Origin of the sequence: Azospirillum sp. TSH58 (assembly GCF_003119115.1) — a bacterium.
GTDB lineage: Bacteria > Pseudomonadota > Alphaproteobacteria > Azospirillales > Azospirillaceae > Azospirillum.
In genome coordinates this window covers 827,756-850,659 of record NZ_CP022367.1, presented here as the reverse complement: position 1 = coordinate 850,659, position 22,904 = coordinate 827,756, and the positions used below count along the sequence as shown (strand labels likewise).

Annotated in this window: 20 protein-coding genes; 10 read left to right on the top strand and 10 right to left on the bottom strand. The window is 69.8% G+C overall.

Features of this window, described 5'->3' with window-relative positions:
• The first annotated feature begins 126 nt into the window (after positions 1-126).
• Together TSH58p_RS25370 and TSH58p_RS25365 are read left to right on the top strand one after the other, a co-directional pair.
• Positions 127-2,928, top strand: a complete 2,802-nt coding sequence (locus TSH58p_RS25370; RefSeq protein ID WP_109469551.1) for a carbohydrate-binding domain-containing protein — start codon at positions 127-129, stop codon at positions 2,926-2,928.
• Positions 2,929-2,980: 52 nt separating this feature from the next.
• The gene (locus TSH58p_RS25365; RefSeq protein WP_040134614.1) at positions 2,981-3,157 is read left to right on the top strand and encodes a YqaE/Pmp3 family membrane protein; all 177 of its coding nucleotides are present in this window, start codon (positions 2,981-2,983) and stop codon (positions 3,155-3,157) included.
• Between the two features lie 269 nt (positions 3,158-3,426).
• On the opposite strand, the gene TSH58p_RS25360 is transcribed toward TSH58p_RS25365, so the two are convergent.
• The 4 genes from TSH58p_RS25360 to TSH58p_RS25345 form a co-directional block, all read right to left on the bottom strand.
• Positions 3,427-5,130, bottom strand: coding sequence for a methyl-accepting chemotaxis protein (locus tag TSH58p_RS25360; protein WP_109469550.1), 1,704 nt, complete (start codon positions 5,128-5,130; stop codon positions 3,427-3,429).
• A gap of 352 nt (positions 5,131-5,482) precedes the next feature.
• Entirely contained in the window at positions 5,483-6,304 is an 822-nt protein-coding gene (locus TSH58p_RS25355; RefSeq protein WP_109469549.1) for a metallophosphoesterase, read from the bottom strand.
• Between the two features lie 13 nt (positions 6,305-6,317).
• On the bottom strand, positions 6,318-7,538 hold the full coding sequence (locus tag TSH58p_RS25350; protein WP_109469548.1) for an ATP-grasp domain-containing protein: 1,221 nt from the start codon (positions 7,536-7,538) through the stop codon (positions 6,318-6,320).
• Positions 7,539-7,600: 62 nt separating this feature from the next.
• On the bottom strand, positions 7,601-8,782 hold the full coding sequence (locus TSH58p_RS25345; RefSeq protein ID WP_247874320.1) for a GNAT family N-acetyltransferase: 1,182 nt from the start codon (positions 8,780-8,782) through the stop codon (positions 7,601-7,603).
• Between the two features lie 417 nt (positions 8,783-9,199).
• Between TSH58p_RS25345 and TSH58p_RS25340 the strand changes: the two genes are divergently transcribed.
• The 3 genes from TSH58p_RS25340 (at position 9,200) to TSH58p_RS25330 (ending at position 10,206) form a co-directional block, all read left to right on the top strand.
• Positions 9,200-9,649 (top strand): Fur family transcriptional regulator, encoded by a 450-nt coding sequence (locus TSH58p_RS25340; protein ID WP_014197677.1) that lies wholly within the window; start codon positions 9,200-9,202, stop codon positions 9,647-9,649.
• On the top strand, positions 9,649-9,900 hold the full coding sequence (locus TSH58p_RS25335; protein WP_109469546.1) for a hypothetical protein: 252 nt from the start codon (positions 9,649-9,651) through the stop codon (positions 9,898-9,900). Before TSH58p_RS25340 ends, TSH58p_RS25335 begins: the two co-directional genes overlap by 1 nt.
• 90 nt (positions 9,901-9,990) lie before the next feature.
• Positions 9,991-10,206, top strand: a complete 216-nt coding sequence (locus TSH58p_RS25330) for a SlyX family protein (protein WP_109469545.1) — start codon at positions 9,991-9,993, stop codon at positions 10,204-10,206.
• A gap of 16 nt (positions 10,207-10,222) precedes the next feature.
• On the opposite strand, the gene TSH58p_RS25325 is transcribed toward TSH58p_RS25330, so the two are convergent.
• The 6 genes from TSH58p_RS25325 to paoA all read right to left on the bottom strand — a co-directional run bounded on the left by TSH58p_RS25325 (position 10,223) and on the right by paoA (position 17,257).
• Complete coding sequence (locus TSH58p_RS25325) at positions 10,223-10,483, bottom strand: hypothetical protein (RefSeq protein ID WP_109469616.1); 261 nt, start codon at positions 10,481-10,483, stop codon at positions 10,223-10,225.
• Positions 10,484-10,638: 155 nt separating this feature from the next.
• A complete protein-coding gene (locus TSH58p_RS25320) occupies positions 10,639-12,324 on the bottom strand; it encodes a GGDEF domain-containing protein (protein WP_109469544.1) in 1,686 nt (561 codons plus the stop codon).
• A 145-nt stretch (positions 12,325-12,469) separates the two neighbouring features.
• A complete protein-coding gene (locus tag TSH58p_RS25315; RefSeq protein WP_109469543.1) occupies positions 12,470-13,255 on the bottom strand; it encodes an HNH endonuclease family protein in 786 nt (261 codons plus the stop codon).
• Positions 13,256-13,430: 175 nt separating this feature from the next.
• Complete coding sequence (gene paoC / locus TSH58p_RS25310; RefSeq protein WP_109469542.1) at positions 13,431-15,623, bottom strand: aldehyde oxidoreductase molybdenum-binding subunit PaoC; 2,193 nt, start codon at positions 15,621-15,623, stop codon at positions 13,431-13,433.
• Between the two features lie 3 nt (positions 15,624-15,626).
• A complete protein-coding gene (locus TSH58p_RS25305) occupies positions 15,627-16,577 on the bottom strand; it encodes a xanthine dehydrogenase family protein subunit M (RefSeq protein WP_109469541.1) in 951 nt (316 codons plus the stop codon).
• Complete coding sequence (gene paoA, locus TSH58p_RS25300) at positions 16,574-17,257, bottom strand: aldehyde dehydrogenase iron-sulfur subunit PaoA (protein ID WP_109469540.1); 684 nt, start codon at positions 17,255-17,257, stop codon at positions 16,574-16,576. The genes TSH58p_RS25305 and paoA overlap by 4 nt, the downstream gene beginning before the upstream one ends.
• Before the next feature lie 378 nt (positions 17,258-17,635).
• Here paoA and TSH58p_RS25295 point away from each other — a divergent pair, with 378 nt between their 5' ends.
• From TSH58p_RS25295 to TSH58p_RS25275, 5 genes are all read left to right on the top strand, one after another.
• Positions 17,636-18,574: a LysR family transcriptional regulator gene (locus TSH58p_RS25295; protein ID WP_109469539.1), complete on the top strand. Its 939-nt coding sequence runs from the start codon at positions 17,636-17,638 to the stop codon at positions 18,572-18,574.
• 126 nt (positions 18,575-18,700) lie between these two features.
• A complete protein-coding gene (locus tag TSH58p_RS25290) occupies positions 18,701-19,870 on the top strand; it encodes a CaiB/BaiF CoA-transferase family protein (protein ID WP_109469538.1) in 1,170 nt (389 codons plus the stop codon).
• Between the two features lie 2 nt (positions 19,871-19,872).
• Entirely contained in the window at positions 19,873-20,712 is an 840-nt protein-coding gene (locus TSH58p_RS25285; RefSeq protein ID WP_109469537.1) for a MaoC family dehydratase N-terminal domain-containing protein, read from the top strand.
• Between the two features lie 37 nt (positions 20,713-20,749).
• Positions 20,750-21,625 carry a CoA ester lyase gene (locus TSH58p_RS25280; protein ID WP_109469536.1) on the top strand — a complete coding sequence of 292 codons (876 nt, stop codon included), beginning with the start codon at positions 20,750-20,752 and terminating at the stop codon, positions 21,623-21,625.
• 6 nt (positions 21,626-21,631) lie between these two features.
• On the top strand, positions 21,632-22,795 hold the full coding sequence (locus tag TSH58p_RS25275) for an acyl-CoA dehydrogenase family protein (RefSeq protein ID WP_109469535.1): 1,164 nt from the start codon (positions 21,632-21,634) through the stop codon (positions 22,793-22,795).
• Positions 22,796-22,904 lie beyond the last annotated feature (109 nt).

Below are 22,904 nucleotides of genomic sequence, written 5' to 3'. Positions count from 1 at the left end.
TCATAGGCGGTGGCGGATAGAAGCACGGACCCGGTGGCCCTCGCCTGTTATCAAAATGGCGCACAAATGTCCGGCCGGCCCCGCCATGCTCGCCGCCGTTGAGCATAAGAGCGAGGGAACCATCCAATGGCTTCGACCACCACGGGCAAGACCGACGCCAAGATTGTCGTGAGTGCCTATGGGCAGTCCGCCGGAGGCATCTGGCCGCATTTCCGCCTGTTGATCGACGGCGTCGAGGTGGGCCAGGCAACCGTCAACGCCACCAGCCCGACCGCCTACAGCTTCACGGTGCCGGTCACCGCGGCGCAGGCGCACAAGGTGCAGATCCAATACGACAACGACGCCTTGGTGAATGGCCAGGACCGCTCGCTGATCGTCAGCGGGGTCACCATCAACGGCAAGACCCACAAGCCGACCGACGCGAACGTCACCTATGACAAGGGTGCTCTCGACGGCAAGGACGTGGTGACGGGGCAGGCCGGCCTGTGGTGGAACGGCACGCTGGTGGTGGACACCCCGGCCTCCGACTTCCCCGCCCCGGCGGCGCCGGCCGCCGGAACCTCGACCTTCGTGGTGAACGCACAGGGCATCGCGGCGGGCGGCACCAACGCGCATTTCAACCTGATGGTCGACGGCAAGAAGGTGGGGGAGGGCACGGTCGGCACATCGGCCAAGGACTACAGCTTCACCGCCAACGTGGCACCGGACCAGGCGCACAAGGTGCAGATCCAGTATGACAACGACGCCGTGGTGAACGGGCAGGACCGCTCGCTGATCGTCAACAAGGTCACGATCAACGGCAAGTCCGTCTCCGCCACCGACAGCATCGTCACCTACGACAAGGGTGCACTCGACGGGAAGGATGTGGTCAAGGGCCAGTCCGGGATGTGGTGGAACGGCACGCTGGTCGTCGACGCCGACAAGAGCTTCTTCGCGACCGGCACGGCCACGCCGACTCCCACCCCGACCCCGACCCCGACCCCGACGCCCACGCCGTCCCCCGCCCCGACCGGGCCGGCGATCTTCGTGGCGACCAACGGCAAGGACAGCTGGTCGGGCAAGCTGGCCGCCCCCAACGCGGACGGCACCGACGGGCCGAAGGCGACGCTGACCGCCGCCCGCGACGCCATGCGCGCCAACCCGGACATCGACGTGACCTACGTCCGCGGCGGCGACTACTACATGAAGGACATGCTCTGGCTGGACGGCCAGGACAGCGGGGTCCGCTTCGCCGCCTACGGCAGCGAGAAGCCGGTCTTCCACGGCGGCTCGCTGGTCGAGAACTGGGTGTCGCGCGGCAACGGCCTCTACAGCGCGCAGCTTCCCGGCGGGTCTAAGGCGGTGCTCGACCTGTCGATGGACGGCGACCGCCAGACGGTCGCCCGCACGCCGAACGCCGACCCCAGCCATCCCATCGACGGCGGCTGGCTGATCGCCACCAAGGCCGGGGCCAACGCCTACACCCAGTTCGGCTTCAAGGCGGGGGCGATCCCGACCTATTCCAGCACGGACGGGCTGATGGTCAGCGTCTTCACCCAGCACGGCTACGACAACATGACCGTGCCGGTGAAGAGCATCGACTACGCCAGCAACACCATCACGCTGGCCCAGAGCACCTACGACGCGCTCGGCGCCGGCAGCCGCTTCTACCTGTTCAACGGCAAGGACCAGCTCGACACCGCGCGGGAGTGGTTCTTCGACAAGGCCTCCAACCAGGTGCTGTTCAAGCCGGAGGGCGGGGCGGTCGCCGGGCACAAGGTCGTCGCGGCGCAGCTTCCCGTGCTGATCGGGCTGGGCGGTGCGAAGAACGTGACGATCGAGGGGCTGACCCTGACCGACGGCGCGCCGGACGGCCACGCGGTCTACGCCAACAACGCCGCCGGCCTGACCTTCAAGAACAACACCGTCACCAACACCGGCTACGGCATCACGGTGGAGGGCAGCGCCAACAGCACCGTCTCCGGCAACCATTTCGCCGAGACCGGGCGCGAGGCCGTCTACGTCAAGGCGGGGTCCAACTTCACCAAGGTGTCGGACAACCTGATCCAGCACGCCAGCGCCGTCGACCACGGCGGCGACGCGCTGTGGGTGAACGGCAGCAACGACGTCGCCATCACCCACAACCAGATCGAGGACACGCCGGGCAAGGCCATCGCGGTCGGTTCCGTCCAGGCCTCGGGCGACGCCACCTACCGGGCGACGATCACCCACAACAAGATCGTCGGCGCCAACCAGGAGACCAGCGACGGCGGCGGCATCTACCTGATCAACCGCCAGCAGGATCTGGCCGGCCACACGGTGGCCTACAACGAGGTGTCGGGCACCACCGCCTTCGGCAACGTGACCTGGGACGGCAAGGTCTCCCCCACCTTCCTCGACCCGACGAAGCTGGTGAGCTGGGGCATCTATCTGGACGACTGGACCAGCGGCACCACGGTGAAGGGCAACGTCGTCCACGACAACGTCGGCGGCATCTTCCTGCACGGCGGCTGGAACAACACGGTCACCGACAACATCCTGGCCGACAATCTGGGCACCCAGATCGGCCTGCAGCAGAGCGTCGGCTGGGGCGGCTGGAAGGGCACGCCGATGGCGAACAACACCATCACCCAGAACATCGTGGACGCCGGCGACGGGCGCGCCGTCGCCATCGACGGGCCGAAGACGGCGGGGACCTTCACCGGCAACTTCTACGCCGACCTCGACCCCAACGAGGCGCTGTTCCAGGCCTGGCCGCAGGTGATGGCGAGCGGCGCCACGGGCACGCTGGCGCAGTGGCAGGCCGCCGGCTACGACAAGGGGTCCTTCACCTTCGACCCGCAGTTCACCGACGCCGCGCACGACAACTTCGCGCCGGTGGCGGGCTCGGCGGTGTACCAGCACGGGTTCGACCATCTGCCCTTCGACCAGATCGGCCTGCTGGGCTGAGGATCGCGAAAGGCGAAGGGAACCGGGGGCGGGGCGGGAGCGTTATCGCGGCATGGACATCATACGCATCATCCTGGCGCTTCTGCTGCCGCCCGTCGGCGTCTTCCTCCAGGTGGGGTTTGGCGCCCAGTTCTGGATCAACGTGCTGCTGACCCTGCTCGGCTACATCCCGGGCATGATCCACGCGCTGTACGTCATCGTGAAGTACAAGGACCGCTCCCCGGCGTGAGGCCCGATATAGCCCTCTCCCCTCTGGGGAGAGGGTGGCCCGAAGGGCCTCTCGCGCTGGCTTTCAGCCAGCGCTGACGGCGACAGGCGGATGCCTATGGCATCCGCTGAGAGCCGGTGAGGGGGGTGCGCTTATGCCGGACGTTCCGACACGCGCAACCCCCTCACCCTAACCCTCTCCCCGCTTTCGGCGGACCAAAGGTCCGCCTGTCGCGTCAGCGCAAACTGCGTTTGCGCGTGAGCGGAGGGGAGAGGGAATAGATCGCCTCATTATGCCGCGCGGACCTTCGCGAGGAAGCCGCTGACCTCCGTCCGCAGGCGGGCGGCGGAGCGGCTCAGCTCCTGGGCGCTGCCCAGCACACGGCCCGCCGCGGTCCCGCCCTGCGAGGCGGCGCCGCTGACCTGCACGATGGCCCCCGACACCTCCGCCGTGCCCGCCGAGGCCTGCTGGACGTTGCGGGCGATCTCCTGGGTGGCGATGCCCTGCTGCTCCACCGCCTGGGCGATGTCGTCGGCGATCTGGCTGCTTTCCCCGATGACCTGGGCGATCTCCCGGATCGACTGCACGGTGCGCAGGGTCACGTCCTGAACCCCGGCGATCTGGGCGGTGATGTCCTCCGTCGCCTTGGCGGTCTGGTTGGCGAGATTTTTCACCTCGCTCGCCACCACCGCGAAGCCCTTGCCGGCCTCGCCCGCGCGGGCGGCCTCGATGGTCGCGTTCAGCGCCAGCAGGTTGGTCTGCTGGGCGATCGAGTTGATGAGCTGCACCACCTCCCCGATCTTCTGCGAGGTGCTGACCAGACCCTCCGCGGTGGCCTGGGTGTCCTCGGCGTTGCGGACGGCGCGGTTGGCGATGTCGGCGGACTGGCGGACCTGCTGGCCGATGCTGCTGACCGACCCGGCGAGTTCCCCGCAGGCCGTGGCCACCGATTCCACGTTGGCCGTCGCCTGGGTCGCCGCGGCGGCCACGGTGCCGGCCTGATCGTTGGCGCGTTCCATGGTCGCGTTTAGCGTCTGGGCGGCGCCCTCCAGCTCGGCGGCGGCGTGGGAGACCAGCTCGACGATGGAGCCGACGCTGCGCTCGAACTGGTCGGCCAGCCCGTTCATCGCCTCGCGCTTCTCGGCCTCGGCGCGGCGCTCCGTCTCCTCCTTCTCCGACTCCATGCGGCGGGCGCGGACCATGTTGTCCTTGAAGACCTGGACGGCGCGGATGATCTCGCCGACCTCGTCGCGGCTGGTCGCCTGCGGCACCGCGATGGTCAGGTCGCCCTCGGCCAGCTTCAGCGTGGTGTCGGTCAGGCGGCGCAGCGGTCGCACCGTCAGGATCGACCACCAGGCGAGGCCGGCGCCGAGCAGGACGGTCACCGCGCACAGCGAGATCATCAGAACCTGGAAGCTCTCGGACACCGTCCGGGCGTGCTTCGCCACCGCCTGGCTCTCGGCTTCCTGGAGGTCGATGAAGGCGTTGATGCGGGCCAGCCACTCGGTGAAGCCGGGGCGGGCCTGCTCGACCAGGATCTTGACGGCGCGGTCGGTGTCGCCGGCCTGACGGGCCTCGATGACGCCGCGGGCCAGCGGCAGGGTCTTGGCCTCCGTCTGCTTGATGGAGGCGAGGATCTCCCGTTCCTTGGCGGTGATGTGGGTGCCGACGGCGAACATGCGGTCCAGCTGCTCGGCGGAGCGCGCGTAGTCGGCGGCCAGCCGGTCGATGGTGGCAAGCTCGGCCTTCAGCGCCGCGGCGTCGGACAGGAGCGTGACGTCGCGCAGGCTGATCGCCCGGTCATGCACGCTGCCGCGGAAGTTGATGGCGTAGCGCTGCTTGACGTTGTTGACGTCGTTGATGGTGGAAAGGCTGTCGTTGATGCTGTTGACCTTGTAGATGGCGATGGCCGCCAGGGCGACCATCAGCACCAGGATGCTGGAGAAGCTCAGCATCAGCCGAAGGCCGACCTTGGCGTTTCGGAACCAATTCATTGTCCACACTCCCGCCGGTCCGTATCGTCGAAGACTTGTTGGATGCCGCCGGTTGCCGATGGCCCCTTCCGGGATGGCCCGCCCTGCGGCGGAACCGACGATAGCACCAAAGAGTTGATACGGATTTTCCGAGAGATTGGATCAAAAGGAAAATTTTTCAGGACGCGGGAATGGATGGCTGGGTTGTGGGATTTGTCACAGAAAATCGCCCGCCGTCCGGTTACAGTCGCGCGCGTTTGGAGCCCCCCCTTACGAGACCCCGATGGCCGGACCCATGCTCAAGCTGCTGCTCGCCCTGTTGCCGCTCGGCGCATCGCTGCTGATGCTGGCGACCGTTCAGTAAAAGAGCGGGTCACGAGTTGATGACCCGCCGCACCATCTCGTAAATCCCCATTCGCCGCAGCCCCCCCTGAAGCGCGGCGCGCACCGGCGCCGGGATGGCCAGCAGGCGCCGCGGCTCGATCCCCGCCCGGCGCGTCTTCTCGAAAGCCGCGCGGTCGTCGTAGGCGACCCGCCGCACGCTCACCGTCCTGCGGCCGGTGTCGAACAGCATCCAGCTTGCCCGCCGCTCCTCCGTCCGCGGCTCCCCCACCGTGCCGGGATTGAGCAGATAGCAGGAGCCGCCGCGCAGGGCGACCTCGCTGTCGGGATCGTGCTCCCACAGCTCGCCGTTGCGGTATTCGTGGATGCCGAGCCGGTGCGTGTGGCCGTAGGCGCAGACGCGGGCGCCGGAGGGATGGGCGAGCAGGGCCTGGGCGGTGCGCCGCAGCCGGTCCTCGCTGTTCAGCCGGACCAGCTCGCAGCCCCGGTCCACATGAAGCGCCCCGTGGACGGCGACGAGCTGGTCGCCGACGCTGGTCTTCAGCGGCAGGGCGGACAGCCACGCGACGTCCTCCGGCGGCAGGCGCTTGCGCGTCCAGGCGATCGCCCGGATCGCCCGGACGCTGAAGCCGTCGGTGGGGATCTGGCGGGTCACCGCGCGGTCGTGGTTGCCGGCGACGCAGACCGCTCCGGCCGCGCGCAGCAGGGCGATGCAGGGCGACGGGTCGGTGTTGTAGCCCACCACGTCGCCCAGGCAGACGACGCGCCCGACCCCCGCGCCGCTCATGTCGGCCAGCGTGGCCTCCAGCGCCTCGCGGTTGGCGTGGATGTCCGACAGGATGCCGATCTTCATCGCGGCGACGCCCTCATTGGGCCTTCATCGCACCGCCGGGCGCGTCTTGCGGCGCGCGCGACGGCAGGAAGCGGGCGAGCTGGTTGTGCAGGAAGGGCATCGGGTCGTCGAGCGCGATGGCCTTGGCCTCGCAACCCAGCACCCAGGGCAGCCACGCGGCCATCGACAGGCCGCTGTCCCTGGCGGCCAGCCGGTCCTTGGTGATGTGGCACCAGCGCGCCCCGGCCCGCGCCTTGCCCGCCGCCGGGCGCGGCAGGCCGAGGAGGTCGGCGTGGACCAGCGCCGGCAGGTTGACCCCGGCCACCGCCCCCAGATGGTGCCACAGGTTGAAGCGCGGGTTGACCTCCAGCAGATGCAGCGCGCCGTCGGGGGCGCGCTTGAAGTCGAACTTGGCGACGCCGCGCAGGCCCAGCCGTTCGGTCAGCGAGCGGCCCAGCGCCGCCACGTCCGGCGCGTCGGTGATGGTCAGGGCGGTGCTGTGGCCGTAGGCGAGGGGGTAGGTGCGGATCTTGGCCCCCGTGAACTCCCCGGCCACGCCGCCGCCCTCGTCCACATAGACGTGGTAGCTCTCGATCCGCGTCTCCGGGCCGGGGATCATCTCCTGCACCAGCAGGTCCAGCCCGACCGCCGCCAGCCGCGGCCACAGGGCGCGCAGCTCCTCCGCGGAATCGACCTGGATGGCCTTGGCGAAGCCGTCCGCCTCGTCCCACACCCGGCGGCGGGTCAGCGGCTTGACGATCAGGGGAAAGCGCAGGTCCACCACGTCGGGTGCCGCCTCGCGGGTCGGATAAAGGCGGCGGGTCGCCGGGACGGGCAGGTCCAGCCGCTCGGCCAGCGCCTGGAAGCGGCCCTTGTCGACCAGATCCTCCACCAGCTCGGCGTCGGCGATGGCGAAGCGGAACCCCTCCGCGAGACGGTCCCGGTTGCGCGAGACGAGCAGGAGCTGGGTGTCGTCCTGGAAATAGAGGACCGGCTTTTCCGGCTGGTCCTTGGCGAAGGCCATCATCACCTCGACCAGCCCGTCCGGGTTGCGCGCCGGGTCGTCCCACAGGATGGCGTCCCTGGTGAAGCGGGAGTGCAGGGCGGGGGCGCCGGGATGGGTGACCACGGCGCAGCGCAGCCCGGCCAGCCCCAGCGGGCGGACCATGTCCATGTCGCCCATCACGCAGGCCAAGGCGGGGTTGATGGCGGCGGATTTGGCGGCGGACTTCATGGCGGCGGGGGTGTTCTTCATTCTCGGCATCCTCCAACCGCCCGGTCGGCGGCCCTGCGGTTGCGGCGGTGGCTTTGGCGGAGTCAGCGGTTCATCAGGGGAAGCGGGCTGCGGATCAGCCGCCTCATCCGGTCGGCCACACCCGCCTTGACGCGGCGCAGGCGGGTGTCGATCTGGCGGCTCAGCCGGTCGGGGCCGAGCGCGATCCAGTTCATCGGCTGCTCGGTGTTGGACAGCAGCGGCTTGTGCCCCGCCGGAGTGGACATGAAGTCGTAGCAGTCCTCGCCGCGGGCCAGCGTGTCCTCGATGGCCAGGACATGGGCGACCAGACCGGGCTTCAGCCGGTTGTCGGCCTCGTAGGCGAAGCCGCCCTGGTAGTTCATCACCCGCCCGCGATGGACGAAGTTGTAGAGATAGCCGATGATCGCGTCCCCGGCGCTGACCCGGCACAGGCGCACCGTTCCCGCCGGCACGCCGCCGGCGATCAGCCGCTCGTGGAAGGGACGGAAGGCGGGGTTGGAGAAGGCGCCGGACTGGCCGCGGGCGTTCCAGCTCGCCTGATGCAGGATCTCCATGGCGTGGAAATCCTCCAGGGCCTCGCCCGCCGTCGCGGCGACGCGGTAGGTGAGGGGGCCGCGCTCGGCGTAGAGCCGCATGGCCCGGCGCACCGCGGCGCGGGTGTTCTTGCCGAGGCTGGCGAGATAGCCGGCCCCCTGCCGGCGCACGCCGTCCAGATCGACCCATTGGCAGCTGTCGGCCACCCGGACCTGCAGCGTGTGGCCCTGCCGGGCCGCGGCGAGCCGAACCGCCGCCTCCGCTTCCGGCTCCAGCCCCCCCAGCACCAGCTCGTCCCAATTGGTCAGGCGGTGCCCCAGCCAGTCGAAGCAGGCGGCCAGCACCGCGTCCGCGCAGCTCCGGTCCGCGAGGATGCCGTTGTACTCCACGAACAGCCGGTCGAAGGTCCGCTCCCCGGTCTCGTGCAGCAGCCAGCAGCGGGTGCGCAGCAGGCCGAAGCGCCATTGGGTGCGCGGGCAGAGGAGCGCCAGCCCGACGACCCGCCCGTCGCGTCGCGCCACCAGCGCGTGGGGCCGCGTGCCGCGGGGCAGGGAGGCCAGCCAGTTGCCGATCCACTGCCAGCTCAGGAAGAAGGACCCGTCGGCGCGCCGCTCCAGATCAATCCAAATCTTTTCAAATTTTCCGGGATCGTCCAGAGGCTGCAAGGTGATGTCGATGGTTTCGCCGTCGTCCTCAACAAGAGTCCTCATGTCCATGGGCTCGGTCTTCCCCGGGGGATGTTGATGAAGGGGCGGCTTCGAGTGTCTACGTGCAAAAGATGGGATTGGATCGACGTCTCGAAAACTTTGATCTCATCCGATCTTTCCTATTTTTCGGCGTCTGCATCATGTACGGACGACTGTGACGAAAAACGCGGTGGCGGAAGGTGGGTTGCGGCGTTCCGGTGGGGGAACCCGTCCGGGCCATCCGGGGTATCGGGCGGTGATGCGATTGCGAGATGGGGATGTCCGTCTGCCCCAGGACTCTCCTTCCGCCCGATGCGATGGGCCTACAGCGGGCCATTCGTCCCGGCCATTCGTTGAGGTCTTGCGGATGACCGTTGTCCTTTTGGGCTTTCCTCTCCATCTCTTGACTCCATGGGTTAGGCATCGGAAAGGACCGGCCCCGTGACCACGCCCGAAGAAGCCCTGCCGTCGCGGCTGGAACGCGCCTGCGCCGAACGGGGGTTGAAGATGACCGGCCAGCGCCGGATCATCGCGCGCGTCCTGTCGGAAGCCGCCGATCATCCCGATGTGGAGGAGGTCTACCGCCGCGCGGCGGCGATCGACGCCGGGATCAGCCTGGCGACCGTCTACCGGTCCATGCGGCTGTTCGAGGAGATCGGGATCATCCAGCGCCACGATTTCGGCGACGGACGCGCCCGCTACGAGGAGGCGCGCGGCGACCATCACCATCACCTGATCGACATCGAGACCGGCGAGGTGGTGGAGTTCCAGGACCCGGAGCTGGAGGCCGCCGTGACCCGCATCGCCCGCCATCTCGGCTTCGACATGATCGGGCAGCGGCTGGAGATCTTCGGGCGCCGCATCCAGCGCAAAGGTCCGGAGACGGCCTGATGGCGGCGGAGCGGAGACCCGGGCCGGAGCGCGATCCGGCGGAGCGTTTCGCCGCCTGCGAGGCCGCGGTCTGCGGCTGCCGCCCGGTGGTGGAGCGCGCCTACCGCGAACTGGTCGATTGCGGGCGCCCCGACCGCCACGCGCTGGAGGCCGCCACGGTGGTGCTGCGCTGGCATCATCCGGAACTGGACGTGCCGCAGGCGGTCCAGATCGTCGAACGCTGGGTGTTCGCCGGGGACCGGCTGCATTGATGCCGGCTGCATCGATGGCGCATTGATCTTGCGTTGGCCGGCGGAGCGGTTCTAAAGCTCTGTCCCTTCCGCGACACCGCAGGGCCATCCATGGACGCCGACGCCGAAAGCCGCCTGACCGAGCTGGAAACCCGCCTCGCCCATCACGAGCGGATGGCCGAGGAGATGTCCGCCGTCCTGTTCGAGCAGGGGCGGACCATCGACCTCATGACCGCGCAGATGCGCCGCCTGCGCGACCGGGTGGCGGAGCTGGAGTCCGGCGTGCCCCGCGCGCCGCAGGACGAGCCGCCCCCGCCCCATTACTGATCTTCCTTGCGGACGCTTATCGCATCTTCCAGCCGCCGCGCGGGCCGCACCAGCTGAGCTGCGGGCCGGCGGGCGGCTGGCGCGAGCAATCGGCCTGGGCGCAGCCGCAGGCGGGGAACAGGCAGCGGTCGCCGTTCACGTCGGTGGCCTGCACGGCCAGCTCATAGCGCGTGCCCCGCATCAATTGCGCGCCCGCCGCGCTGTTGCGCTCGTAATGCTCGACGACGGCGAGCAGACGCAGCATGCGGGCACGCTGTCCCTTGGTGTCGAGGCTCATCTTCCAATCTCCCGCCATGGCCGTCCGAGTCGTGCTCCGATGGACATGAAACGGCAGAAAAGCTCCAAGGCTCCAGCGTGCAACGGCTTTACCCACCGCTGGCCGGACGCCCGCCGGACGCGGTTCCCCGCTTGGCGGAGGCTTGGCCGCGGGGCCTAGGACGCCGCGGTCCTCGTCGCCTCAGCGGCTATGCCCTGGCTTTCGGCGGGGGCGGGCGGCAGGTCCGCCGTCCAGCGGATGCCGCGGTTGCGGCCCGCGCGCTTGGCCTGATAGAGCGCCTGATCGGCGCGGCGCAGGGCTTCCGCCACGTCGGGCGAATCCTCGGGCCACAGCGCGATGCCGAGGGAACAGCCGACCCGCACCATCTCGCCGTCGATGCCGACGGGTTCGTTCACCGCCTCGATGATGCGGCGGGCCAGCCCGTCCAGGTCCGGCGGCTCGGCGCCCGCGCGCTGCGGCAGCACGGCCGCGAACTCGTCGCCGCCCAGCCGGGCCACCACGTCGTCGCCGCGGAAGCAGGCGGCCAGACGTTCCCCCACCTGGCGCAGCACGAGATCGCCCGCGTCGTGGCCCAGCCGGTCGTTCACCGGCTTGAACCCGTCCAGATCGATGTAGAGGAAGGCGGCGGAGCCGTTTCCGGCGGTCGTGGCCTCCACATACTGCTCGAAATAGCGGCGGTTCGGCAGGCCGGTCAGCCGGTCCTGATAGGCGATGTCCTCCAGCCGGACCAGGGCGGCGTCGCGGTGGGTCAGCCCGTCCACCAGATCGCGCAGCGTCGCCGACAGCGAGGTGATCTCGGCGCTGCCGCCCAGCACCGGCATTTCCGCCCCGCGCTCGCCGCTGCGGATGCGCTCCGCCGCCTGGGCGATGCGGCGCAGCGGCCGCGTGACCCGCCCGGCGGCCATCCAGCCGAGCGTGCTGAACAGCAGGACCATCGCGCCGCCGGCCAGCACCGTCTCGACCATCTGGGCGGTGGCCGGGGCGTAGGCGACCGCCAGCGGCTGGCGGGCCACCACGCTCCAGCCCAGGCCCGGATAACTCAGGTGGCCGTTGCCGAAGGCGTAGCCGGTCAGGTAGCGCTGCCCGTCCGGCCAGCGCTCCACGGTCCAGCCGCCCTCGTTCTTCTGCGCGCTCCGCACCGCCTCGATGTCGAGGGGGGTGCCGAGCAGCTCGCGGGGGCCGAGCAGCACCGTGCGGTCCGCTGCGACGACGATCAGCTCCAGCTCCGCGCGGCCCCGCATGGTGTCCATCAGGGAGCGGCGGATCTCGCGCGTCCATTCCCAGCTCAGATGCGTGGCCAGAACGCCGACGACCTCGCCCCGCTCGTTGTGCACGGGGGTGGAGATGTCGACGAACTTCATGGCCTCGCCCGTCGGGTTCGGCAGCAGATAGGCCAGCATCACCGCGTCGTGCACGTCGCCGACGAATTGCGATTTCTGTCCGTTCTGGAAGACCGGGCGCTTGGAAATGTCCACGCCGTCCAGCAGGCCGCCGGTGGCGGCCAGCACCTTGCCCTTGGTGTCGGTCACGCCCATCCAGGAGACGGTCGGGAAAAACTCCTGGAACTGCTCCAGCAGCCAGCGCAGCCGGACCGGGTCGTCGATGGCGGGGGTGATGCCGAGCTTGGCCAGCATGCCGATCTCGCTGGCGCGCGACCACATGGAGCGGTCCAGCCGGTCGGCCATGTTGTGGGCGGCCTCCGCGAGCGAGTGCCCGATCTCGCTCTCGATCCGCTCGCGGGAGCGCAGGCCGGTCAGTCCCGCCAGCACGACGGAGACGCCAAGGACGAGAACGGCGCCGGTCAGAGCCACCGTCGTCCGCAGACCGCGTTCCCTCGCCATGACGCCCGGCCGCTCCCTTCAACACCCCGCCGCCGTTCCGTCAGGACGACCGCATACAAAGGTTCTATCAACTTCGGCCAGGTTTCAAAAGTGACATTGGCAACGGACGACGCACACCAGTGCATGGATGTGTTGGAAAGGCGGGTCAGCGGGCGGGCCGGGACCCCACCGCGGTGCGGCGGCAGTCGGACAGGATGTTGCCGACGGTGACGCGTTCCCGCTCGTCCATGGTCAGCTCCCAGCGCGCCTTCACGGCGATCCAGCCCGCCACATAGGCGCAGATGTATTCCTCGCGCGGCGGAAGCCAGTCCTCCGGCCCCTTCGAGCCCTTGGCGCGGTTGGCCGCCGCCGAGACGGTGACGAGGGTCAGCGGGTCGCTCAGGTCGTTGGCGTAGGCGGCGCGCTTTTCGCGCGGCCAGTCGTAGCCGCCGCTGGCGTAGGTCTCCTCCAGCGGCACGCGGTGGTCGATGTCCACCTGTTTCGGTTCGGTGAAGGCCTCGCCGGTGTAGGGATCGTTCCACACGCCGGACAGCACCGAACAGCCGTTGGCCGACAGTTTCGCCGGCTTCGCGGAATCGCGGATCAGCACCTGCTCGCGCGTGTTCAGGCATTTGGAGTCGATGGTCAGCCAGTGCGGCCACTCCTCCCGCACATAGCCGCGGCGGCGCTCCTCCGTCACCTGGATGCGGTCGAGCTGGGCGGCGACGGCGGCGTAGTCGATGCTGGCGTCCGGGACCGGGCGGGGGACGGGGCGGGGGCGCTGGGTCTTCTCCTCGCCGAGAATGGAATCCAGCGTGCCGGGCGGGACGAGGTGGAAGCGCTCCGCGCCATAGACCGCGGCCAGCACGAGCAGAACGGCGACCAGCCCGCCCAGCGTCAGGGGACGGCCCCTCCGGCTTCCCCGCGGTGCTCCGCCTCTCCGTCGTGCCATGCCTGTTTCCCTCAGCCTGATGTGCGCCATACGTGGATATGGTGGCGGACGTGTTCTATGGCGCTTTGGGAAACCGGTGCAACGGCTCCGGGTGGGTTCGGGGTCCGTCGACCGTCATGGACCCTGTGAAAAAGAAGCGGCGGAGTCCGGGACCTGCCCCGGACTCCGCCGTCCCTCACCCCATGGCCGGCAGCCGGTCCAGGAACTTGTCGAGCGTGATCGGGTACTCGCGCACCCGCAGGCCGGTTGCGTTGTGGACCGCGTTGGCGATCGCGGCACCCACCCCGCACAGGCCCAGCTCGCCCACCCCCTTGGCCTTCATCGGCGAGGAGATCGGGTCGGTCTCGTCCAGGAAGATCACCTCCTGGTGCGGGATGTCGGCGTGGACCGGCACCTCGTAGCCGGCGAGGTCGTGGTTGACGAAGAAGCCCGTCCGCTTGTCGAGCGCCAGTTCCTCCATCAGCGCCGCCCCGACGCCCATGGTCATGGCGCCGATCACCTGGCTGCGCGCCGACTTCGGGTTCAGGATGCGGCCCGCCGCACAGACCGCCAGCATCCGCCGCACGCGGATCTCGCCGGTCGCGGCGTCCACCGCGGCCTCCACGTAATGGGCGCCGAAGGTCGACTGCTGGTATGTCTTGTCGAGGTCGCCGTACTCGATGCCGTCCTCGGCGGACAGGCCGTCGGCGCCCGCCGCCTCGGCCAGCGGGATTTTGCGGTTGCCGGCGACGACCTGCCCGTCCGCGAACTGCGCGTCGGCGGAGTTGACGCCCAGCTTCTGCGCCACCGCCTCGCGCAGCTTCACGCAGGCGGCGTAGACCCCGGCGGTGGCGTTGTTGGCGCCCCATTGCCCGCCCGAGCCGGCGGACACCGGGAAGCTCGAATCGCCGAGCCGCACCGCCACCTTGTCCAGCCCGACCCCCATCATCTCCGCCGCGGTCTGGGCGATGATGGTGTAGCTGCCGGTGCCGATGTCGGTCATGTCGGTCTCGACCGTCACGATCCCGCGCTGGTCCAGCCGCACCCGCGCCGCCGACTTGGTCAGCAGGTTGTTGCGGAAGGCCGCCGCCATCCCCAGCCCGACCAGCCAGCGCCCGTCGCGCACCTGCCCCGGCTTCGGGTTGCGCTTGGCCCAGCCGAACCGCTCCGCCCCGAGGCGCAGGCATTGCACGAGCTGGCGCTGCGAGAAGGGCCGGTTGGGGTCGGAGGGGTCGGTCTGCGTGTCGTTGCGGATGCGGAACTCCACCGGGTCCATGCCCAGCTTTTCCGCCATCTCGTCCATCGCGACCTCCAGCGCCATCATGCCGGACGCCTCGCCCGGCGCGCGCATGGCGTTGCCCTCGGGCAGGTCGAGCGTGGCGATCCGGTTGCCGATCAGGCGGTTCGCCCCGGCGTAGAGCAGCCGCGTCTGGTCGGTCGCCGTCTCCTCCGAGCCGCCGGGCAGGTTCCCCGACCAGCTTTCATGGGCGATGGCGGTGATCGTGCCGTCCGGCGTCGCGCCGATGCGGATGTGCTGGATGGTGGCGGGCCGGTGCGTGGTGTTGTTCATCATCAGGGGCCGCGACAGCCCGACCTTCACCGGCCGCCCGGCCTCCCGCGCGCCCAGCGCCGCCAGCAGCGCGTCGGCCCGCAGGAACAGCTTCCCGCCGAAGCCGCCGCCGATGAAGGGGGAGATGACGCGCACCTTGTCCTTCGGCATCTTCAGCGTCGCCGACAGGTCGGTGACCATCCAGTCGATCATCTGGTTGGAGGTCCAGACGGTCAGCCGGTCGCCCTCCCAGGCGGCGATGGTCGCGTGCGGCTCCATCATCGCGTGGCTCTCGTCCGGCGTGGTGTAGGTCTCGTCGAGCTTCACCGGAGCCGCCGCGAAGGCGCCCGCGAAATCGCCGACCACCGAATCGCCGTCCTTGGTCTTTTCCGCCTTGTCCTTGACCGCCGCCAGATCATAGGCGCCGTCCGCCGGCGTGTAGTCGATGCGGACCAGCCCCGCCGCGGTGCGGGCCTGCTCGAAGGTCTCCGCCACCACCAGCGCGACGGCCTGCTGGTAATGCTCGATCTCCGGCCCGCCGAGCAGCGTGGCGGTGTTGCGCTTGCTCTTGTCGAGCGGTCCGGCGTTCTCCGCCGTGACGATGGCGACGACGCCGGGGGCCTTCCGCGCCGCCTCCAGGTCCATGGACGCGATGCGCCCCTTGGCGATGCCCGAACCGATGACCCAGCCATAGGCGACGTTCGGCGCCACGTCGTGCCATTCATAGGCGTAGGTGGCCTTTCCCGTGGTCTTCAGCGGCCCGTCGATGCGGTCGGTCGGCTTGCCCACCACCTTGAGCTGGTCGATCGGGTTGGTGGTCGCGGGAGTGTCGAACTTCATGTCTCACCCTTTCGCTTCGGCCAGCACCGAGGCGAGCGTCCGCTCGACCAGGGTCAGCTTGAATGCGTTGTCGTGCGTCGGCTTCGCATCGGCCAGCAGCCCGGCGGTCACCGCCTTGGCGCCGCGCGGCATCTCGGCCTCGGCGGCCTCGACGCGCCACGGCTTGTGCGCCACGCCGCCCACCGCCACCCGGCCGCTGCCGTCGCGCTGCACCACCGCCGCGACGGAGACCAGCGCGAAGGCGTAGGACGCGCGGTCGCGCACCTTGCGGTAGACCTGGGTGCCGCCGACCGGCTTGGGCAGGGTCACCGCGGTGATGAGTTCGCCGGGCACCAGCGCCGTCTCGATGTGCGGGGTGTCGCCGGGCAGCCGGTGGAACTCCGCGATGGGGATGCGGCGCGTCGTTCCGTCGGCGCGCACCGTCTCCACCGTGGCGTCCAGCGCGCGCATGGCGACGGCCATGTCGCTGGGGTGGGTGGCGATGCAGGCGTCGCTCGACCCGACCACGGCGAGCTGCCGGCTGTAGCCGCCGATGGCGGCGCAGCCGCTGCCGGGCTGGCGTTTGTTGCAGGGCTGGGCGGTGTCGTAGAAGTACGGGCAGCGCGTGCGCTGGAGCAGGTTGCCCGCCGTCGTCGCCTTGTTGCGCAGCTGGCCCGACGCCCCGGCGAGCAGCGCCCGCGACAGCACGCCGTAGTCGCGCCGCACCCGCGGGTCGGCGGCCAGCGCCGTGTTGCGCACCAGCGCGCCGATGCGCAGCCCGCCGTCCGACGTCGCTTCCAGCGTGTCGAGCTTCAGCCCGTTGACGTCGATCAGATGGGCCGGGGTCTCGATCTCCAGCTTCATCAGGTCGAGCAGGTTGGTGCCGCCCGCGATGAACTTGGCGCCGGGCTGGCGCTCGACCGCGGCGGCGGCGGCGGCGGGGGAGTCCGCCCGCTCGTAGGTGAAGGGTCTCATGCCTCCCTCCGTGCGACGTCCGAGATCGCATCGACGATGTTGGAATAGGCGCCGCAGCGACAGATGTTGCCGCTCATCCGCTCCCGATACTCATCCACGGTCGCTTGGGGCGCGGCGTTGAGGTCGGCGGTGACGTGGCTGGGCACACCCGCCTTGATCTCGTCCAGCATCGCCACCGCCGAACAGATCTGGCCCGGCGTGCAGTAGCCGCACTGGTAGCCGTCATGCTCCACGAAGGCCGCCTGCATGGGGTGCAGCTTGCCGGGCAGGCCCAGCCCTTCGATGGTGGTGACGCTGCCGCCCTCGTGCATCACGGCGAGCGACAGGCAGGAATTGATCCGCTGCCCGTCCACGATGACCGTGCAGGCGCCGCACTGGCCGTGGTCGCAGCCCTTCTTGGTGCCGGTGAGGTGGAGATGCTCGCGCAGCGCGTCGAGCAGGGTCGTCCGCGTGTCGAGTTCGAGATCGTGGCGCTGTCCGTTCACGGTGACGGTGACCTTGGACAGAACGGGTGTCAGTGCGGGCGCGTCGGCTCCGGTCGCGGGGGGTGGCATGGCGGTCTCTCCAACGGTGGCCGCCCGCGCCGGCGCCCGGAACGGCGCCGCCGTCAGCGCGGCGGTGGCAGCGGTCCCAAGCAGGAGGCCGCGCCGCGTCATGTCGAGGTCGCCGGAATAGTGCATCGGTGAGTTCCTCTTCCCTTCCTGGCTGTGATCCCGGCCCCGCAGGACGGGGTGCGGGCGTGCGGACGGCTCATCCGCTTGTGCGGATGGGGAAAAGCTAGGCCGCGCCGGTCCGGCGATTACCCGCCGGTCTCCGATAAGGCTTATGAAGCGGATCAATGGAACGGAGCGTCCCTGCGGACGGTTGAACGGGGTTTGTCCGGTGCTTCTCCGAACCGCCCGCCCTCATCCACTTGCCTTGATCCGCCACTTGCCTTGATCCGCCACTTGCCTTGATCCGCCACTTGCCTTGATCCGTTTGCGGCGCCCCGACATGATTGGCCGGCGCGGAAGGCTCGTCGCCTCCGCGGTCAAAGGGCCGGCAAAGGAAGGTGCGTGTTGGATCTGCGTCAGTTGCGGTATTTCATCGGCATCGTCGATGAAGGCTCCTTCACGGCCGCGGCTCAGAAGCTGAACGTCGCCCAGCCGGCCCTGAGCCACAACATCCGCAACCTGGAAGCGGGCCTCGGGGTCAAGCTGCTGACCCGCGGCGTGCATGGCGTCAAGCCGACCGCCGCCGGCACCCGGCTGTACGAGCACGCCGAGATCATCCTGCGCCACGTCGCCCAGGCGACGGAGCAGGTGCGGAACTGCTCGGGCACGCCGAGCGGGCTGGTGACCGTCGGCTTCACTTCGTCGGTGGCGCTGGTGGCGGCGGTTCCCCTGGTGCAGGCGGTCCGCGCCGAGCTGCCGCAGGTGTCGCTGCGGGTGGTCGAATCCTTCAGCGGGACGATCCTGGAATGGCTGAACGACGACCGGCTGGATTTCGGCTGCATCTACGACGTGACGCGGTCGCGCACCCTGCTGGCCGAATCGCTGGTGCGCGAGGATCTCTACCTGATCGGGCCGCCGGGCGGCGAGGGCGGCGACATCGCCTTCGACGAGCTGGCCGGCAAGGACCTGATCCTGCCGAGCCGCCCGCACAATCTGCGCGACCGCATCGAACGGGTGGCGCGCGAGACCTGCACGATCGTCACCGTGGCGGTGGAGATCAACGGGCTCCCCCAGATCAAGACGCTGGTCGCCAAGGGGGTGGGCTATTCGGTGCTGCCGATCTCGGCGGTGATGGAGGAATGGCGGGCGGGCCAGGTCTCCGCCCGGCTGATCGTCTCGCCGTCCCTGCGCCGCTCGGTCCATCTCTGCCGCCCCCGCGGCGCCCCGGTGACCGAGGCCGCGGCGGCGGTGCGCGAGACCTTCCTGCGGGTGGTGCGCGATCTGGTCGGCGGCGGCGACTGGCCCGGCACCCTGCTGCTGGACGAGGAAGCGGCGGCGTCCTGACGCTTCGGCCTCATAGCGCTTCGTTATGCGATGCATGCCCCATCTGTATTGGATCGGGGCCGGTCCGGCTGTTTACCATCGCGGCCTCGGACGATCGGCCCTGGCTTGCAGCGGAGGCTTTCCAGAATGACTTCACCTCTGACGGAACTTCTGGTCGTCTCGCTGGAGCAGGCGGTGGCGGCACCGCTCTGCACGTCGCGCCTCGCCGACGCCGGGGCGCGGGTGATCAAGATCGAACGGCCGGAGGGCGACTTCGCCCGCGGCTACGACGCCGTCGTCCACGGGCAGAGCTCCTATTTCGTCTGGCTCAACCGCGGCAAGGAATCGGTCGTCCTCGACATCAAAAAGCCCGAGGACGCCGAGCTGCTGGAGCGGCTGATCGCCCGCGCCGACGTCTTCGTGCAGAATCTGGCACCGGGCGCGGCGGAGCGGGCCGGTTTCGGCTCGGACGCCCTGCGGCGGCGCCATCCCCGGCTGATCACCTGCGACATCTCTGGCTACGGCGACGACGGCCCCTTCCGCGACATGAAGGCCTACGACCTGCTGGTGCAGAGCGAGACCGGGCTGGCCTCGATCACCGGGTCGCCGGACCAGCCGGGGCGCGTCGGCGTGTCGGTCGCCGACATCGCCTGCGGCATGAACGCCTACACCGGCGTCCTCCAGGCGCTGCTGGAGCGCGACCGCACCGGCGAGGGATCGGCGGTGGCGGTGTCCCTGTTCGATTCGCTGGCGGAGTGGATGATGGTGCCGCTGATGCACCACGACCATGGCGGCAAGGCGCCGGGACGGGTCGGCCTGATGCACCCGAGCATCGCCCCCTATTCCGCCTTCGCGCTGGCCGACGGCCGGCAGGTGGTGCTGTCGATCCAGAACGAGCGCGAATGGGCGGCCTTCTGCGCCGACGTGCTGCTGCGGCCGGAGCTGGCGACCGACGAGCGCTTCGCGACCAACAACCGCCGCGTCGCCAACCGCCCGGAGCTGGACGCGCTCGTCGCCGCCATCTTTCGGACCATGGACCACGCCGAGGCGGTGCGCCGCCTGAACCGCGCGCGCACCGCCTTCGGCTCGCTGAACGAGGTGGCGGACCTGTCCACCCACGCGCAGCTGCGCCGCGTGACCGCCGGGACGCCGGGCGGACCGGTCGATGTGGTGGCGCCGCCGGTGCAGGTGCGCGGCCGACCCTACGCCTCCGGCGCCGTTCCGGCGCTGGGCCAGCACACCGACGCCGTCCGGCGTGAAATCTTCGAACCGACGCCGTCCGGCGTCAAATCGTCGAACAATAAGGGGGGAGCATGAGCATGGACCATTTGCGCGACTGGATCGGCCGGTCGGAAAGCGCCGAGGACGTCGCGTCGCCGGTGGCGCTGACCGGTCTGGCGGCGATGCTCGACCATGACAACCCGCCCTGGCCGGCGGGCGAGGTGCCGCCGCTGGGGCATTGGCTGTATTTCCTGCCCAAGGCGCTGCAGCGCGACATCGCCGAGGACGGCCACCCGCACAAGGGCGGCTTCCTGCCGCCGGTGGAGCTGCCCCGCCGCATGTGGGCCGGCGACACGCTGACCTTCCACCGGCCCATCCGCAGCGGCGAGGCGATCACCCGCCGCTCGACCATCGAGGAGGTCACCCCGAAGGAGGGCCGGTCGGGCCGGATGGTCTTCGTGAAGGTCCGGCACGAGATCAGCACCGCCGCCGGCGTCGCCATCACCGAGTTCCACGACATCGTCTACCGCGAGGCCGCCAAGCCCGGCGACGCCCCCGTCCCCGGCGAGCGCCCGGCGGGCGAGGCGGTGTGGCAGCGGCGCATCCAGCCCGATCCGGTGCTGCTGTTCCGCTACTCCGCCCTGACCTTCAACGGCCACCGCATCCATTACGACCGCGACTATTGCCGCGACGTCGAGGGCTATCCGGGGCTGGTGTTCCACGGCCCGCTCAGCGCCACCATGCTGATGGACCTGTTCCTGCGCGAGAATCCGGGGGCGCGGGTGACCGGCTTCCGCTTCCGGGCGAAGCGGCCGCTGTTCGACATCCATCCGCTGACCCTGTGCGGTGCCCCGACCGACACCGGCGCCACGCTGTGGGTGACCGATCACGAGGGCTTCGTCGCCATGTCCGCCGAGTTGCAGGCCGAGCGGTCATGACGGCGGCGATCCGCACCATGAATGGAGGAAAGGTCTGATGTCCCTGCCGTACCAGTCCTTCCTCTTCGTTCCCGCCGACAACGCGAAGCTGCTGGAGAAGGCCCACCAGCGCGGGGCGGACGCCCTCATCCTCGACCTTGAGGACGCCGTCCTGCCGGCCGGCAAGCCGGAGGCCCGCCGCGGTCTCCCGGCACCGATCGACCGGCTGCACGGGCTGGGGGTGCCGGTGCTCGTGCGGATCAACAGCGGCTGGCGCGACGCCGTCGCCGACCTGGAGGCCGCCGTGCGCCCCGGCGTGACCGCCCTGGTGGTGCCCAAGGCCGAGGACGCCGGGGCGCTGCGCGTCCTCTCCGCCATGATCGGGGAGTGGGAGGTGGAGCGCGGCCTGACGCCGGGCGCCATCGGCCTCGTCGCCCTCATCGAAAGCCCGCTCGGGCTGGAACGGCTGGCCGACATCGCCGCCGTGCCGCGCGTGGCGGCCCTGGCGCTCGGCAGCGAGGATTTCGCCCTGACTCTGGGGGTGGAGCCGACCGAGGCGCTGCTCGCCCTGCCGTGCCGCCAGATCGCGCTGGCCGCCGCCGCCCGCGGCCTCGCGGCCATCGGCCTGCCCGGTTCGCTGGCCGAGTTCCGCGACCTCGACGCCTACCGCGCCATGGTGGCGCAGGCGCGGGCCGTCGGGATGACCGGCGCGCTGTGCATCCACCCGGCCCAGCTGGCCGTCGTCCGCGACGTCTTCGCCCCCTCCGCCGCCGACGTGGCCTGGGCCGGGCGGGTGGTCGCGGCGTGGGACGAGGCCCAGGCGGCGGGGCGCGGCGCCGTGTCGGTGGACGGGCGCATGGTCGACCGTCCCGTCGCCGAGCGGGCGAAGGCCATCCTGGCCCGCACCGCCGCAACAACCAAGAACGCAGGGTGACGAGACATGAAGACCAGCATCGGTCAGGGCTTCGACGAGATCCGCGACGCCGTGCGCGCGCTCTGCGCCGAATTCCCCAGCGAGTACCATCGCCGCATCGACGAGGAGCGCGGCTATCCCGAGGAATTCGTTGACGCGCTGACCAAGGCCGGCTGGATGGCCGCCCTGATCCCGGAGGAATACGGCGGCTCGGGCCTCGGCCTGACCGAGGCCTCCGTCATCATGGAGGAGATCAACCGCTCGGGCGGCAACTCCGGCGCCTGCCACGGCCAGATGTACAACATGAACACGCTGATCCGGCACGGCTCGGAGGAGCAGCGCCGCCGCTACCTGCCGAAGATCGCGGCGGGCGAACTGCGCCTCCAGTCGATGGGCGTCACCGAGCCGACCACCGGCACCGACACCACCCGCATCAAGACCCGGGCGGAGAAGAAGGGCGACCGCTACGTCATCAACGGGCAGAAGGTGTGGATCTCCCGCGTCCAGCATTCCGACCTGATGATCCTGCTCGCCCGCACCACGCCGCTCGATCAGGTGCGCAAGAAGTCGGAAGGCATGTCGATCTTCATCGTCGACATCAAGGAGGCGATGGCCAAAGGCATGACCGTCCGGCCCATCCGGAACATGGTCAACCATGAGACCAACGAGCTGTTCTTCGACAATCTGGAAATCCCCGCGGAGAATCTGATCGGCGAGGAAGGCCAGGGCTTCAAGTACATCCTGACCGGCCTCAACGCCGAACGGGTGCTGATCGCGGCGGAATGCATCGGCGACGGCTACTGGTTCATCGACAAGGTCTGCGACTACACCCGCGACCGCCAAGTGTTTGGCCGCCCGATCGCCCAGAACCAGGGCGTACAGTTCCCCATCGCCGAGAGCTTCATCGAGGTGGAGGCCGCCAACCTGATGCGCTTCGAGGCCTGCCGCCTCTACGACGCCGGGGAGCCCTGCGGCGCCCAGGCCAACATGGCGAAGTATCTCGCCGCCAAGGCCTCGTGGGAGGCGGCGAACGCCTGCCTGCAGTTCCATGGCGGTTTCGGCTTCGCCAGCGAGTACGACGTGGAGCGCAAGTTCCGCGAGACCCGGCTGTATCAGGTGGCCCCCGTCTCCACCAACCTGATCCTGGCCTATGTCGCCGAGCATGTCCTGGACCTGCCGAAGTCCTACTGACCGCCCAGCTCTTTCCGGGCCCAACGCCCCATCGGTGCCGGAGGTGGCCTGAATGCCGGCTCCGGGTTTGAGCCGACCCGCCGCCTCAAAGGAAAGGGCGGGTGACGGA

Coding starts and splice junctions, on each gene's coding strand:
- TSH58p_RS25370 (WP_109469551.1), top strand. CDS start 127: ATGGCTTCGACCACCACGGGCAAGACCGACGCCAAGATTGTCGTGAGT.
- TSH58p_RS25365 (WP_040134614.1), top strand. CDS start 2,981: ATGGACATCATACGCATCATCCTGGCGCTTCTGCTGCCGCCCGTCGGC.
- TSH58p_RS25360 (WP_109469550.1), bottom strand. CDS start 5,130: ATGAATTGGTTCCGAAACGCCAAGGTCGGCCTTCGGCTGATGCTGAGC.
- TSH58p_RS25355 (WP_109469549.1), bottom strand. CDS start 6,304: ATGAAGATCGGCATCCTGTCGGACATCCACGCCAACCGCGAGGCGCTG.
- TSH58p_RS25350 (WP_109469548.1), bottom strand. CDS start 7,538: ATGAAGAACACCCCCGCCGCCATGAAGTCCGCCGCCAAATCCGCCGCC.
- TSH58p_RS25345 (WP_247874320.1), bottom strand. CDS start 8,782: ATGAGGACTCTTGTTGAGGACGACGGCGAAACCATCGACATCACCTTG.
- TSH58p_RS25335 (WP_109469546.1), top strand. CDS start 9,649: ATGGCGGCGGAGCGGAGACCCGGGCCGGAGCGCGATCCGGCGGAGCGT.
- TSH58p_RS25330 (WP_109469545.1), top strand. CDS start 9,991: ATGGACGCCGACGCCGAAAGCCGCCTGACCGAGCTGGAAACCCGCCTC.
- TSH58p_RS25325 (WP_109469616.1), bottom strand. CDS start 10,483: ATGAGCCTCGACACCAAGGGACAGCGTGCCCGCATGCTGCGTCTGCTC.
- TSH58p_RS25320 (WP_109469544.1), bottom strand. CDS start 12,324: ATGGCGAGGGAACGCGGTCTGCGGACGACGGTGGCTCTGACCGGCGCC.
- TSH58p_RS25315 (WP_109469543.1), bottom strand. CDS start 13,255: ATGGCACGACGGAGAGGCGGAGCACCGCGGGGAAGCCGGAGGGGCCGT.
- paoC (WP_109469542.1), bottom strand. CDS start 15,623: ATGAAGTTCGACACTCCCGCGACCACCAACCCGATCGACCAGCTCAAG.
- TSH58p_RS25305 (WP_109469541.1), bottom strand. CDS start 16,577: ATGAGACCCTTCACCTACGAGCGGGCGGACTCCCCCGCCGCCGCCGCC.
- paoA (WP_109469540.1), bottom strand. CDS start 17,257: ATGCACTATTCCGGCGACCTCGACATGACGCGGCGCGGCCTCCTGCTT.
- TSH58p_RS25290 (WP_109469538.1), top strand. CDS start 18,701: ATGACTTCACCTCTGACGGAACTTCTGGTCGTCTCGCTGGAGCAGGCG.
- TSH58p_RS25285 (WP_109469537.1), top strand. CDS start 19,873: ATGGACCATTTGCGCGACTGGATCGGCCGGTCGGAAAGCGCCGAGGAC.
- TSH58p_RS25280 (WP_109469536.1), top strand. CDS start 20,750: ATGTCCCTGCCGTACCAGTCCTTCCTCTTCGTTCCCGCCGACAACGCG.
- TSH58p_RS25275 (WP_109469535.1), top strand. CDS start 21,632: ATGAAGACCAGCATCGGTCAGGGCTTCGACGAGATCCGCGACGCCGTG.